This window comes from Acholeplasma oculi (assembly GCF_900166985.1).
In the GTDB taxonomy this organism is placed as follows: Bacteria; Bacillota_I; Bacilli_A; order Acholeplasmatales; family Acholeplasmataceae; genus Acholeplasma; species Acholeplasma oculi.
This window is the reverse complement of record NZ_FUZK01000001.1, coordinates 760,438-775,051: the sequence shown is the minus strand read 5'-3', so window position 1 is coordinate 775,051 and position 14,614 is coordinate 760,438. Positions and strand designations below refer to the sequence as shown.

Sequence of the window (14,614 nt, the reverse complement as noted above, 5' to 3'; positions counted from 1 at the left end):
AAGCATCGTAAGTTGCTTAGGTGATTTTTCATATGTTTATATGCAAAAATCCCCTCACTACTTGTTTATTTTGGTAAAATATTTCAAATATGTAATGATTATGTGATAATTCACATGATATAATAGTATTTGAGGGAGAGTCATATGAAAAAAAAGCTTATTTTAGCAATCCTGCTAATCTTTTTGAATATTGTTGTAGCATGTAGTCCAAGTGAACCCCTTTTAAGACTGGACCAACCTCTAAACTTAAAAGTGGTTAAAAATGTAGTGTCTTTTGACCCTGTAGAGTTTGCAGATTACTATATTTTAAATATCAATTCAACAAATATAGAATTAACTGAAACATCCTATACGATAGATGAATCAGGTACATATAGAGTGCAGGTTAAAGCTGTGGGAGAAAACTTTACAGATTCACTGTTTAGTACAGCTTTAACATTTGAAGTTAAATTTTTAGAGTATCCTAAAAATATCCAAGTCATTAATCGTCAAATCACTTATGATGAAGTTGATGGAGCAGATTCTTATAATATCGATATTAATGGTGAAATCTATAATACAAAAGAAAAAATAGTTCCAACATTAGAACCAGGTACTTATTATGTACGTATTCAATCATTATCTAATCAGTTTGTAGACTCATCGTATTCACCAATGATTGTCTTAGTTGTAACCGAAAAAGACTTAATCATTTCTAACCATATCTACGGATATAGTTTGAAATCTAGTTTTGATTTACCACTGATATCTTATAAAGATTCACCAACACAATTTAATGTCTTTAAGGTTGAAGGTACAAAAGAAACAGAAATGGATTATCAATATGTATATCTAAAAGATCAGACTTTATATCTTACGGAATCATATTTAGAAACCTTTAAGAAAGATGATATCATTTCTCTTAAAATAATGACCAATCTTGGAAGACACCAAATAACAATCAAAATAGGTGAAACATCAAATCCATATATTTATAATGATATTATCGTTAAAACGAATTTGATTGATGATTTATCCTTTAAGGTAGAAGTATTTGACTTTAAACTATTTGATGTCTTTAATTCAAATAAGGATTTACCTGTTATGGACGAAAAGACTTATACATTTGAACGAGGTGTCTTAACAATCCATAATGATTACATAAAAAATATATTTGAATCCAATCTAGAATTACATGAAATCAAAATTATGATTAGATTTGTAAGAGATAATAGATATCATGTCATTGATGTCTACATTAGAAGATAATAAACAAAGAAGCCACCTAGCACTAGGTGGCTTCTAAACTATTTAAACAGTTGTGAAGTAAACATTCACATCATTCATATCTTTAATATATTCACCGTGTTCATCTTTAAGAAGTTCAACACGTTTTAATTTAAAGTTTTCTTTTAAACTATTATATTTATCAAGTGGTAACTGAATGGTATATGCGATTAATCCTGTACTTAATTCTGATTTGTTTTTGATATCGATACCGTTCCATACATTAAACCCTACATGGTGATGATATCCACCATCACTTACAAAGTGTGCATGGGGTCCATATGCCATAGTGGATTGGAAAGTTAACACGTTTTTAAAGAATTGAGTACCTTTTTCAATTCTTGATACATGTAAATGGATATGACCCATAATCGTACCATCAGGAATTTTTGTAAATGGTTCAGTGATTGCGTGATTGACCAAATCTTGATAATCCATTGGTTTATTCACAACCTCATTGAAATCAGGCCAGTCTTTCTTTAATCTATCTGCATAGATTTCAATGCCGTTACCTTCTGGATCGTCTAAATAAAGAGCTTCACTGATGCCATGATCTGCGCCACCTGTAACAGGTGTTTGTAGTTTGATTAAGTGTTTAATAAACTGCCCTAAATGCGCTCTTGATGGGAGTAATAAAGCAAAGTGATAAAGACCTGTTGATTTCTCTTTAGGGGTTGCTAGTATGTTATGTTCAAGTGTTAAAAGTAATTGATTTGTATGGGTTCCAAGTAAGTATCTGTTAGCTATTTTTTCTATCAGTTTGAGTCCTAAAACCTCTGTGTAAAATTTGATTTGTTGATCGATATTAGACACTAAAAGTGTAATATCTTTAACAAACATAAATTCATTTGAATGAAATGTTTCCATGAAAATTCTCCTAAAATTGATGATTAACCTTATTATATCAACAATAGTTTCTTTTGGGAAGTAGGCACCATTTGGTAACTATGTTACTTTAAGACATTATCCCAAAATGTACTTCGTGGGGTAATGTCGTTAATTCATTAAGGTATATAAAAAAGTTGTTGACAATAGGTATCATAAATGATAGAATAATCACGCGTGTAAACACACCATAGTGGAAGAATATATTCGTACCACATACTTATTACAAAAGAAGGAGGTTGTGTTATGGCAGAAAAGAAAGTTGTCAAACAAGTTAAGTTACAAATTCCTGCAGGAAAAGCTACTCCAGCGCCACCGGTTGGTCCAGCACTAGGTCAAGCTCAAGTAAATATCCCGCAATTTGTTAAACAATTTAACGATATGACACAAAATATGATTGGTTATATTGTTCCTGTTGTGATTTCTGTTTATGATGATAGAACATTCTCAATAGTTACAAAGACTCCACCAGCTTCTGACTTACTTAAGAAAGCTGCAAATATTCCATCAGGCGCTAAAAACGCTAAGAAGGATAAAGTTGCAACGATCACTAGAGCACAGTTAGAAGAAATTGCAAAAACAAAAATGCCTGATTTAAACGCATACACTGTTGAAGCGGCAGCTAAGATTATCGAAGGTACCGCAAGACAAATGGGCATTACAGTTTCAGAATAATTTAGAACATTAAAAGTTTCTAAATTGTGGGAGGATATCCCGTTATACCACATTTAGGAGGAATATCATGAAAAGAGGAAAAAAATACTTAGAAGCGTCGAAGTTAATTGATAAATCAGTTAAATATGCTGGTTTAGAAGCTGTTGAATTAGCTAAAAAAACTTCAGTATCTAAGTTTGATGCAACCGTCGAAGTCGCTTTCCGCTTAAACGTTGACCCTAGAAAAGCTGACCAAAACCTAAGAGGAGCTATTAGCTTACCTCATGGAACTGGTAAAACTGTTAAGGTAATCGTTATTGCAAAATCTGAAAAAGCTAAAGAAGCTTTAGCAGCTGGTGCAGATGAGGCAGGAGATGTAGAGTTAATCGAAAAGATTAGCAAAGGTTGGTTCGATTTTGATGTCATGGTTGCAACCCCTGATATGATGGCTCAATTAGGTAAATTAGGTAGAGTGCTTGGTCCTAAAGGATTAATGCCAAACCCTAAAACCGGAACCGTTACATTAGACGTTGCAAAAGCAGTACAAGAAATTAAAGCTGGTAAGATTGAATATAGAACTGATAAAGTTGGAAATATTCATGCACCAATTGGTAAGGTTTCATTTGATGCAAATAAACTACATGAAAACATGTTAGCGATTTATGGTCAATTAATCCGTATCAAACCAGCAACAGTTAAAGGTACTTACATCAAAAATATTACCCTTTCAACAACAATGGGACCTGGCGTCTCTGTTGATGAAAACAACATTCGTAAGTAATCTGATTTAAAAAAACAATTACATATGACCTAAGACAGTAGCTGTATTATATACTTAATTTGCTACCGAGGAAAAATAAAACTGGAACTTATTTTCTCTCTTTTAAAATGTCTTTAGGAATTTATAAGAGGGATTTTATTTTTATTAAACTAAAAGTAAAATCAAACATAGAACACACCTTAAAAAAGGAGGCACAAAGAATGAACAAAGCGATTACTCGTAAAATTGAAGAAGTTAATTTATTAGTAGACAAATTAAAAATGGCTAAAACAGTTGTTGTATTTGAATACAAAGGATTAACAGTTTCAAACTTTACTGGTTTAAGAATTGACTTACATAAACAAAATATGGAAGTTAAAGTTTATAAAAACAATATCACAAGACGTGCCGCTTCATTAGCAGGATTTGGAGAATTATCTGAATCATTAGTAGGTCCATTAGCAGTTGCAATTTCATATGATGATGTTGTAGCTGTTGCAAAGACTGTTTCTGAGTTTGCTAAGAAAAACAAAACGGTTGTGATTAGATCTGGTGTTATCGAAGGTGAAGTTGTTGGAGTAGATGCAATGGTCGCACTTGCAAACTTACCATCAAGAGAAACTTTATTAACACAATTAGCGGCTGGACTATTAATGCCAGTCAAAGAATTAGCAGTTGGCTTAAATATGCTTACTGAAACACAAGAATAATATATAAGGAGAATATATAACATGGCTAAATTAACAAAACAAGCTTTCGTAGAAGCTTTAAAAGAAATGTCATTATTAGAAATCAAAGAATTAGTTGATGGATTAAAAGAAGAATTCGGAATTGACCCATCAGCAGTTGCTGTTGCTGCAGGTCCTGCTGCTGCTGCAGTTGTTGAAGAAAAAACTGAATTTGATGTTATCTTAAAATCATTCGGAGATAAGAAGATTGAAGTTATTAAAGTAACTCGTGCAATCACTGGTTTAGGATTAGTTGAAGCTAAGACTTTAGTTGAAACTGCAGATGCTAAAATCAAAGAAGGCGTTAAGAAAGAAGACGCTGAAAAGATCAAAGCTGACCTTGAAGCTGCTGGAGCAAAAGTTGCTATCGTTTAATTACGTTTAGTAAGATTGTGTTAAAACCTGAGATTGATCTCGGGTTTTTTCACTCTTAAATTATGGGTGTTTATATGTCACATTACTATCAATATGATCCAACATTAAAAAGTGAATTAAAGACGTATCAAACGACTGTACGAGGCGTTTCATTTTCATTTTTATCAGACCGAGGTGTGTTTAGTCAAGACCATTTAGATTATGGTTCTAAAGTCTTGATTGAAAGTATTGAGGTTTTAAGTCCAGGTATTAAAGTTTTAGATATGGGTTCTGGTATCGGTGTTGTTGGAATCATCTTAAAAAAATTATTTAAAGAAATTGAATTGACGCAGGCCGATGTCAATTTAAGAGCGATAGAGCTCAATAAAGAAAACTTGAAATTAAACCAAGTTGAAGGCGAAGTCATTGAATCTAATTTGTTCGAAAAAATTAATGGTTCATTTGATTTAATTGTTTCAAATCCACCAATTAGAACTGGTAAAGAAGTTATTTATAAATTATACATGGATGCTTATCATAGACTCTTAGATGATGGCGTCTTAGCAATAGTTGTTCGTAAACAACAAGGAGCAAAGTCTACCATCACGTATTTAGAGACTTTCTTTAAATCAGTCAAAGTGGTAACGAAATCTAAAGGATTTTATGTAATTCATGCGTATAAATAATTCAATCCAAAAAACACCTTGACTCAGTTGTATGTAATGTGGTAAAATTATAAAATGCATAGAAATGGTTATTTATATATTTTTATATATATAAACAACAAAAATTAAGTTTCAAGAAAAACGATAGGAGTGTGGTTTCATGGGTTATAAAACCGTCAAATACGGCAAGAAAGCAGAACGTCGTAACTATTCAAAAATGTTACATCAGGTAGAATTACCGAATCTTATCGAGATACAAACAACCTCGTTTGATGAATTCATCAAAACAGGCATCAATGAGCTTTTAGTGGATATTTCTCCAATTGAAGGACATAGTGGAGATTTAAAATTATATTTTGAGGAAAGTTATTTATCTGAACCAAAATATTCTATCCAAGAAACTAAAATCCGCGATTTAAATTACTCAAGACAGTTATCTGCAAAAGTAAAACTTGAAAATGCAATAACTGGAGAAGTAAGAGAATCAACCGTCTTAATGACAGATCTTCCTATGATGACACCATCAGGGACTTTTATCATTAATGGTGCTGAGCGTGTTGTCGTATCTCAAATTGTACGTTCATCAGGGGTGTATTATACATCCGAATTAGACAAGAAGATCAATGCCATTAAATACTCCGCACAAGTGATTCCAACACGTGGTGCTTGGATTGAATATGAACAAGGTTCTAAAGAAATCTTATATGCTAAATTAGACCGTTCTAAAAAAGTTCCTATGACAACCTTTATCCGTGCTTTAGGATTTACTTCTAAAAAAGATATTGAAGAAACATTTGGTAAATCAGGATTAATTTCATCTACATTTGAAAAAGATGAATCTAAAACTCCAAATGATGCTGTAATTGATTTATATTCTAAGTTACGCCAAGGCGAAAAAGTTCCTGCAGATGCTGCAAGAGAATTTATTCGTATGCGTTTATTTGACCGTAGACGTTATGATTTAGCGGCAGTTGGTCGTTATAAATTTAACAAAAAATTAGACGTATTAAGCCGTGTACAAGGTACATATTTAGCAACAGACATTTATGATGGTGCAAATCTTTTAGTTGCTAAAGATACAGAATTAACAAAAGATGTGATCGAACTATTAAGTAACAACAGACACTTATTTAGAAAACAAGTTATTACTAAAGAAAACAACTTACAAAACGAAACGATGGATGAAATTTTAGCAACTACACTTCCAGAAGGTGGAAGTATGCTTTATGCTAAAGAAAATTTCATCAACTTAAAAACTGGTGAAGTCTTAGTTAAGAAAAATGAGGCAATCACTGAAGATGTGATTAACCTCTTAAGAAAAAACAGACATTCCATCGATGAAAAAGTTATTAAATATTTCTTAACATCTGATGTATATGAAAAAGAAGCAAGCCGTACAGGCGTTATTGCAGAAATTTTAGATGTTTATGTTTTAGATAACCAAGGTCAAAAATCAAGTACAATTCGTGTATTAGGTAGTGACCAAAGAGAATTAAGAGAACACGTTGTCTTATCGGATATTGTTGCAAGTATTAGCTATTACTTAAATCTTTATGATGGTTTAGGACAAGTTGATGATATTGACCACTTAGGTAATCGTCGTTTAAGATTAATCGGTGAGCTCTTAAAGAACCAATTTAGAATTGGTTTAGCTCGTGCTGAAAAGAACATTAAAGATAAGATGTCAACAACAAACTTTAATGATGCAACACCTTCTAATATTATTAACATGACACCACTTGTTGGTGCAATTAAAACATTCTTTGGTTCATCTCAATTATCACAATTCATGGACCAAATTAACCCGCTTGCTGAGTTAACTCAAAAGCGTAGAGTCAGTGCTTTAGGTACAGGTGGTATCGCAAGAGATAGAGCCGGCGTTGAAGTACGTGACGTACATAACTCTCACTACGGTAGATTATGTCCAATTGAAACACCAGAAGGTCCATCTATTGGTCTGATTTCATCGCTTGCAACATATGCTAAAGTAGATGATTACGGATTTATTAAGACACCTTTCTTAAAGGTGACAAAAACTGCATCTGGTACACCGAAAGTCTCTGAAGAAGTAATTTACTTAACAGCAGACCAAGAACAAGATGAAGTGATTGCATCTGCTGCAACACCGATGGATAAAGATGGTAATTTCACAGATACACGTGTGATTGCTAGAAAAAATGGTGAAACAGGGATTTATGATGCAAGTGATGTGACTTGTATGGACGTTAGTCCGAAACAGATCGTATCTGTTGCAACATCATCTATTCCATTCCTTGAACACGACGATGCGTCCCGTGCATTAATGGGAGCAAACATGCAACGTCAAGCAGTTCCTTTATTACAACCAACTTCCCCTATCGTAGGAACCGGTATTGAATACCGTGCAGCTAAAGACTCTGGTGCTGTGGTTGTTGCATTAAACGCAGGTTATGTAACCTATGTAGATGCTAGAAAAATAGTGATTGTAAAAGAACCAACAACGGATGTTAAAGTTGGTAACAAAACAATTTATAAAACTGGTGGCGATTTTAACTATGCAATTGCTAAACAATTATATGATCATAAACAATTAGACTTATTTGAAACATATGAATTAATCCAATTCTTCCGTTCTAACCAAGATACATTGGTCTTACAAAAACCAATCGTATTCCAAGGAGAATATGTTGAAAAAGGAGATGTCATTGCAGATGGTCCATCAACAGATAACGGAGAACTTGCATTAGGTAGAAACGTAACAGTTGCCTTCATGACTTGGGAAGGTTATAACTATGAGGATGCTGTTATTATGTCCGAGGACTTAGTAAAGCATGACGTTTATACATCCATTCACATTGATGAATATGAAATTGAAACAAGAGATTTAAAACAATCTAACGGTAAAGAAGAAATCACAAGAGAAATTCCTAACGTTGGCCAAGAAGCTGTGAAATACTTAGATGAGCGTGGTATTATCGTTCCAGGTTCTGAGGTTAAAGAAGGCGATATTTTAGTCGGTAAAATTACACCAAAAGGTGTATTTGAACCAACACCTTCTGAAAAGTTAATTCATGCAGTTATTGGTGATAAAGCAAAAGAATATCGTGACTCATCCCTTCGTGTTCCACACGGTGGTGGTGGTGTTGTACAATCTGTTCAATACTTTAGTAAGAAAAATGGCGACCAACTTCCAGTTGGCGTGAACGAACAAATTCGTGTGTATATTGCGAAAAAACGTAAGATTACTGAAGGGGACAAAATGGCTGGACGCCATGGTAATAAAGGGGTTATCTCTAAAATATTACCAAGAGAAGATATGCCATATATGGCAGATGGAACATATGTAGATATTATGTTAAACCCACTAGGGGTTCCATCTCGTATGAATATCGGACAAATCTTAGAAATTCACTTAGGTATCTCTGCTAAAAAATTAGGTATTAAAGTAGCAACTCCAGTCTTTGACGGTGTAACCGATGAAGACTTAAAAGAAATTATGAGTGATGCAGGCATTGCACCAGATGGTAAGACATATCTTTATGATGGTCGTACGGGTGAGGCTTATAAGAACCGTATTTCTGTAGGGGTTATGTATATGATTAAACTATCACACATGGTTGATGATAAACTCCATGCGAGAAACGTTGGTCCATATACTTTAGTTACACAACAACCAATGGGTGGTAAAGCTCAAAATGGTGGACAACGTTTCGGGGAAATGGAAGTTTGGGCATTATATGCTTATGGAGCTGCACATACCTTACAAGAAATGTTAACTGTTAAATCAGATGATATGCTTGGTAGAAACAAAGTTTATTATGCAATTACTCATGGTCAAGAAATACCTAAAGCAAGTATTCCAGAATCCTTTAGAGTATTAACAAGAGAATTACAGGCATTAGGACTCTATGTAGAGTTAGTGGATGCAAATAATGGTGAGAATGAAGCAATTAAATCACTTGTGGATAATTCACCGAAAGGTTTTAATAAAGGAGGTTTTAGATGATGGCTACTAAAGAAATATTATCATTGCCAGTTGAGTCTTTAAAATTAAGTCAACAAGCACTAGAAAGATTAAAACTCTCCGGAATTGATCGTTTAGAAGATTTTAATACATTTAATTTAAAAGAACTTCAAAGCTTATTAGCAGATTCATTTCATGAAGTACTTCCTACTTTAATTTTCTATAAATTACCTAGAAAAGTTACAGACTTATCCCTTTCAAACGAAGTGATTGATGTCTTAGATAAAGCAGGTATTAAAGATTTAGAAGCTTTAACTAATTATGATAAGAATACACTTTATCATATATTTAAAGATGATGAATTCTTACTTAAAGAAATGAATGATTTACTTGAACTTTATGGTGAGGAAAAACTTCAATTAGACGGTGAATATGTAGAGGCTGTTACACCTGTTGTAACAACTGAACTTGAAGACCGTTTAACAAAAGTGATTAAACCTGTTAGAAAAACATATGGTTCTAAAACATTTACACATTTTAAAATTAGATTAGCATCTCCTGATGAAATTAGAAACTGGAGTTATGGTGAAGTCATTAACCACGAAACCATTAACTACCGTACATCTAAGCCTGAACCAGGTGGATTATTTGATGAAAGAATCTTTGGACCAACCAGAGATTATCAATGCGCATGTGGAAAGAAACAAACCGTTAATAAAGGTCAAATCTGTCCAAAATGTGGTATTGAAATTACTGAATCTAAAGTACGCCGTGAACGTATGGGTCATATTAATTTAGAAGCTCCTGTTGTTCATACATGGTACTTAAAAAACTCACCTTCAAGATTAGCAATTTTACTTGGTATTAAAGCAAAACAATTAGAAGAAGTTGTTTATCATGCATCCTACATCGTAACAGATGCAGGTATGAATACACCGGTTGCTAAAAAGCAAATATTATCTGAACAAGATTATAGTGCTTTAGTTGAAGAATATGGTAACAGATTCCAAGCACTAACAGGTGCTGAAGCTGTTAAAAAATTATTACAAGATTTAGATTTAGATAAAGAAGTTAAGAGTCTACGTCGTCGTTTAAAAACAACCTCTAAACAAAAAAGAGATCGTATTATTAAGAGATTAGAAGTTGTTGAGGCATTTAACCAATCCGATAACAAACCGGAATGGATGGTTATGGATGTGATTCCAGTCATTCCACCGGACTTACGTCCAATGGTACCACTGGATGGTGGCAGATTTGCAACAACAGACCTTAATGACTTATACCGTCGTATCTTAAACCGTAACAACCGTTTAAAGAAACAAAAAGAACAAATGGCACCTCGCTTAATCACTAAGAATGAAAAGCGTATGTTACAAGAAGCGGTTGATGCATTATTTGATAATGCGAAACGTGGTAAAAAAGCGGCTGTTGAAAGAAATAGACACTTAAAATCATTATCGGATCTTTTACGTGGTAAACAAGGTCGTTTCCGTCAAAACTTATTAGGTAAACGTGTGGACTATTCTGGTCGTTCCGTTATTATTGTAGGTCCAGACTTAGAAATGTATCAATGTGGTATTCCACGTGAAATGGCAATTACTTTATTCAAACCATTCATTTTAAGAGAACTTCAAGTAACTCATGGTGCTGAAAAGAAAAATGCCAATGCGAAATATGAAAAACGTGATGATGATACTTGGAAGGCATTAGAAAAAGTTGTTAGAGAGCATCCAGTTTTATTAAACCGTGCACCGACACTACATAGACTTGGTATCCAAGCATTTGAACCAAAATTAATTGATGGTAAAGCAATCCGTTTACACCCACTGGTTACACCTGCGTTTAACGCGGACTTCGATGGTGACCAAATGGCTGTTCACGTTCCTTTATCACCTGAGGCTCAAGCTGAGGCACGTTTATTGATGCTTGCATCCAATAACATCTTAAACCCTAAAGATGGTAAACCAGTTGTTACACCATCTCAAGATATGGTATTAGGTAACTACTACTTAACCATTGAAGAAAAATTAGATAGAGATTTTGGAACAGATAGTAAGAGAGCTGAAGTTCATCAACATGATCACAGAAATGAAGGTAAATTCTTCTCTACTGTTGAAGAAGCTAAGATTGCATATGAAAATAAAGAAATTACGTTACATACACGTATTATCTTAAAACCAGAAGCAGTTAAAGATACATTCACAGTTGAACAAAAGAATATGTACTTAGTAACAACACTCGGTAAATTAATCTTCAATGAAATCTTACCTCCAACATTCCCATACGTGAATGAACCATCCTTATTTAATTTAGAACACCAAACACCGGATAAATACTTTATTAAAAAAGGTGTACATCCAAAAGAAGCATTAAAACAAATGCCAACGCCAGAACCATTTAAGAAGAAATTCTTATCCTCTGTTATTGCACAAGTCTTTAAATTATTCCACATCTCAGAAACTTCTAAGATGTTGGATAAACTTAAGAACTTAGGATTTAAATACTCTACCGTTGCAGGGATTACGATTTCATTTGCAGATATCAACGTTTATACTAAAAAGGCAGCATTAATGGAAGATGCATTAGAATCTGTTAACCAAATTGAAGAACTTTATGATGAAGGTATCTTATCAGGTCCTGAACGTAAACGTAAAGTTATTGAAGTTTGGACAAACGTTAGAAATGATATCCAATCTGGTATTATGAAGGAATTCGATAAGGATAACAATATCTTTATGATGAGTGACTCTGGTGCCCGTGGTAACGTCTCTAACTTCACGCAATTAGTTGGTATGCGTGGTCTGATGAGTAACCCTAAAGGGGAAACCATTGAAGTACCTGTCCGTTCATCATTTAGAGAAGGTCTAACCGTTTCTGAATTCTTCATCTCAACGCACGGAGCTAGAAAAGGTTCTACCGATACAGCGTTAAAAACAGCTGAATCTGGTTACTTAACACGTCGCTTAGTCGACGTTTCACAAGACGTGATTATAGTTGAGGAAGACTGTGGTTCAAACCATGGTGTCTATGTTGAAGCAATTACTGATGAATCTGGTAAAGAAGTTGTTCCATTATACGATAGAATTTATGGTAGATTTGCAGCTAAAGATTTAGTTCATCCAAAAACTGGTGAAGTATTAGTTTCTAGAAACGAATTAATCACTGAAGAAATTGGACAAGCAATTATTAAAGCAGGTATTGATAAAGTTGAAATTAGAAGTATTATGACATGTAACTCAAGTCATGGTATTTGTGCGAAAGACTATGGTATTAACCTAGCAACGAATAAACACGTTGAAGTAGGGGAAGCTATTGGGGTTGTTGCAGCTCAGTCTATTGGTGAACCTGGTACTCAGTTAACCATGCGTACATTCCATACCGGTGGGGTTGCTGCTGGTGCCGATATTACACAAGGTCTACCTCGTATTCAAGAATTATTTGAAGCACGTAATCCTAAAGGTAAAGCATCTATCTCTGAAGTAAACGGTAAAGTCCGTGATGTTTCTAGAAGAGGTGGTTCTACAATCCTTACAATTACAGATGCAGCAGATAATGAACATAAATATACACTTGATCCAAACATTGAATCCTTAGTTAAAAAAGGACAAGATGTTGTTGCTGGTCAAAAATTATCCAGTGGTTCTATTAATCCTAAAGAACTCTTACGTGTTACAGATGTTATGACTGCTTCTAATTATATTTTAGAAGAAGTTCAAAAAGTCTACCGTGCACAAGGGGTTGAAATTTCTGATAAACACGTTGAAGTTATTATTCGTCAAATGCTAAGAAGAATTGCTATTGTCTTAGAAGGTGATACAAATATGCTTCCTGGAACTGAGGTTTCAGTCGATGAATTCAGACGTGAAAATAAAGAAGTCTTAAGAAACAGAAAGAGACTTGCTGTAGGTAGACCAATCTTACTTGGTATTACAAGAGCATCTCTAAGAAGTGATTCCTTCTTATCTGCTGCATCCTTCCAAGAAACAACTCGTATCTTGACTGATGCTGCAATTAAAGGTAAGACAGATGAATTACATGGATTAAAAGAAAACGTCATTATCGGTGGATTAATCCCTGCTGGTACAGGTATCTTACAAGAGAAGTATTTCGATTATGATAAACCTGAAACAAAAGAAGTTGTTTATGATGATTTCGATCAATTTTAATCAATAAAAACAGATTTGAGACCTAGGGTTTAAACGACCTAGGTCTCATTTTTTATGATTTTGTTTGACTTATATCCGTTTTATCTTATATAATGAGGGTGAACTTAAGTTAAAAGGACTTTAACGAAGGTTTAAAAAAGGATACTTTATGTGAGGGAGACATATAAAGAAACCGTTACTGGTTTTTTTGTCTCCTTTTCTTTTGTTGGAAAAGGTGTATCCATTTGAATTGTTAATAGATATAAATTTATATAAATATATTACTAAAAAAGATTTAATAGGTTTTAAAAAATATAGATATTAGACATCTAGAAGTTGTTCCTCATAGTGAAATATTATAAAAATTTTACACTAGGAGGAATGTTTATAGATTAAAAAAATAATTATGCGATTTATACATACTAATAAGTACCGGGGGATATGTTTATGAAGAAGATAATGATTTTGTCGTTGATTGTATCGATATTTAGCTTGGTGGGTTGTTTTAATCATGAGCAGGTTTTTGAATCTGATTATTTTACGTACTCCATCTATTCTAATGAAGTTGTTATATTGGGATTAACTAATTTAGGTATGGAACAAGAAACATTGATTATACCTAAAGAGATTGATGGATATGCAGTAACATCATTAGGAACGGAATCCACTCTAACATCTAGAGCTAAAGGCCATATATATAGTTTAAACTTAAAAAGGATTTATTTACTAAATCCTATTTATATTTCTACCTACGTTTTTGATTTACCTGAGTTAGAGTATATATTTAGTTTATATTATATGCCTGTTAGTTTATATTTGGTTTATGCTGGGGAAGAGGCTAAGTATTTGGATATTACATACTCAAGTCATATTCAAAAAGAGTTTGAACTGAATTATGCCGATTTGAGATATCGTTTGAATATCCATTCTGATCAACTTATGGATACTTACTTAATAGATTATTATGAGAATGAAATCATTGGTTATAAACCATTAGACCCGAGCCTAGATGGACGTGTATTTCTAGGGTGGTATAAGGATGTAGAATGTACGATACCTTGGAATTTCGAAGAAGATATCGTCATTTTTGATGACTTAAATACAGAAACACAGCTATATGCAAAATGGGATAAGTAAAAAAATGATTCAACTATCTAGAGTAAAGGTCATTGACCTTCTAAGTGGTAAGATAAACTAAGATTATGAAGGAGTTA

General features: G+C 33.5%; 10 protein-coding genes and 1 other annotated feature. Of the genes, 9 read left to right on the top strand and 1 reads right to left on the bottom strand.

From position 1 onward, the window contains the following. Window positions 1-144: 144 nt before the first annotated feature. Window positions 145-1,248: a hypothetical protein gene (locus B5X49_RS03605; RefSeq protein WP_045749793.1), complete on the top strand. Its 1,104-nt coding sequence runs from the start codon at window positions 145-147 to the stop codon at window positions 1,246-1,248. Between the two features lie 42 nt (window positions 1,249-1,290). On the opposite strand, the gene B5X49_RS03600 is transcribed toward B5X49_RS03605, so the two are convergent. Next, the gene (locus B5X49_RS03600; protein ID WP_045749792.1) at window positions 1,291-2,133 is read right to left on the bottom strand and encodes a VOC family protein; all 843 of its coding nucleotides are present in this window, start codon (window positions 2,131-2,133) and stop codon (window positions 1,291-1,293) included. Between the two features lie 264 nt (window positions 2,134-2,397). Here B5X49_RS03600 and rplK point away from each other — a divergent pair, with 264 nt between their 5' ends. The 8 genes from rplK (at window position 2,398) to B5X49_RS03560 (ending at window position 14,537) form a co-directional block, all read left to right on the top strand. Next, entirely contained in the window at window positions 2,398-2,826 is a 429-nt protein-coding gene (gene rplK, locus B5X49_RS03595) for a 50S ribosomal protein L11 (protein ID WP_045749791.1), read from the top strand. 64 nt (window positions 2,827-2,890) lie between these two features. After that, window positions 2,891-3,586, top strand: coding sequence for a 50S ribosomal protein L1 (gene rplA / locus B5X49_RS03590; protein WP_045749790.1), 696 nt, complete (start codon window positions 2,891-2,893; stop codon window positions 3,584-3,586). Between the two features lie 10 nt (window positions 3,587-3,596). Beyond that, window positions 3,597-3,734 (top strand) — a sequence feature (ribosomal protein L10 leader region). Window positions 3,735-3,786: 52 nt separating this feature from the next. Beyond that, window positions 3,787-4,275 carry a 50S ribosomal protein L10 gene (gene rplJ / locus B5X49_RS03585; protein WP_045749789.1) on the top strand — a complete coding sequence of 163 codons (489 nt, stop codon included), beginning with the start codon at window positions 3,787-3,789 and terminating at the stop codon, window positions 4,273-4,275. A gap of 21 nt (window positions 4,276-4,296) precedes the next feature. Continuing rightward, window positions 4,297-4,668, top strand: coding sequence for a 50S ribosomal protein L7/L12 (gene rplL / locus B5X49_RS03580; RefSeq protein WP_045749788.1), 372 nt, complete (start codon window positions 4,297-4,299; stop codon window positions 4,666-4,668). 62 nt (window positions 4,669-4,730) lie between these two features. After that, on the top strand, window positions 4,731-5,333 hold the full coding sequence (locus B5X49_RS03575) for a class I SAM-dependent methyltransferase (RefSeq protein WP_079560659.1): 603 nt from the start codon (window positions 4,731-4,733) through the stop codon (window positions 5,331-5,333). Between the two features lie 139 nt (window positions 5,334-5,472). Continuing rightward, the gene (gene rpoB / locus B5X49_RS03570) at window positions 5,473-9,297 is read left to right on the top strand and encodes a DNA-directed RNA polymerase subunit beta (RefSeq protein WP_045749786.1); all 3,825 of its coding nucleotides are present in this window, start codon (window positions 5,473-5,475) and stop codon (window positions 9,295-9,297) included. Next, window positions 9,297-13,421: a DNA-directed RNA polymerase subunit beta' gene (rpoC, locus tag B5X49_RS03565; protein WP_045750090.1), complete on the top strand. Its 4,125-nt coding sequence runs from the start codon at window positions 9,297-9,299 to the stop codon at window positions 13,419-13,421. The genes rpoB and rpoC overlap by 1 nt, the downstream gene beginning before the upstream one ends. Window positions 13,422-13,847: 426 nt before the next feature. Then, entirely contained in the window at window positions 13,848-14,537 is a 690-nt protein-coding gene (locus B5X49_RS03560) for an InlB B-repeat-containing protein (RefSeq protein ID WP_045749785.1), read from the top strand. Window positions 14,538-14,614 lie beyond the last annotated feature (77 nt).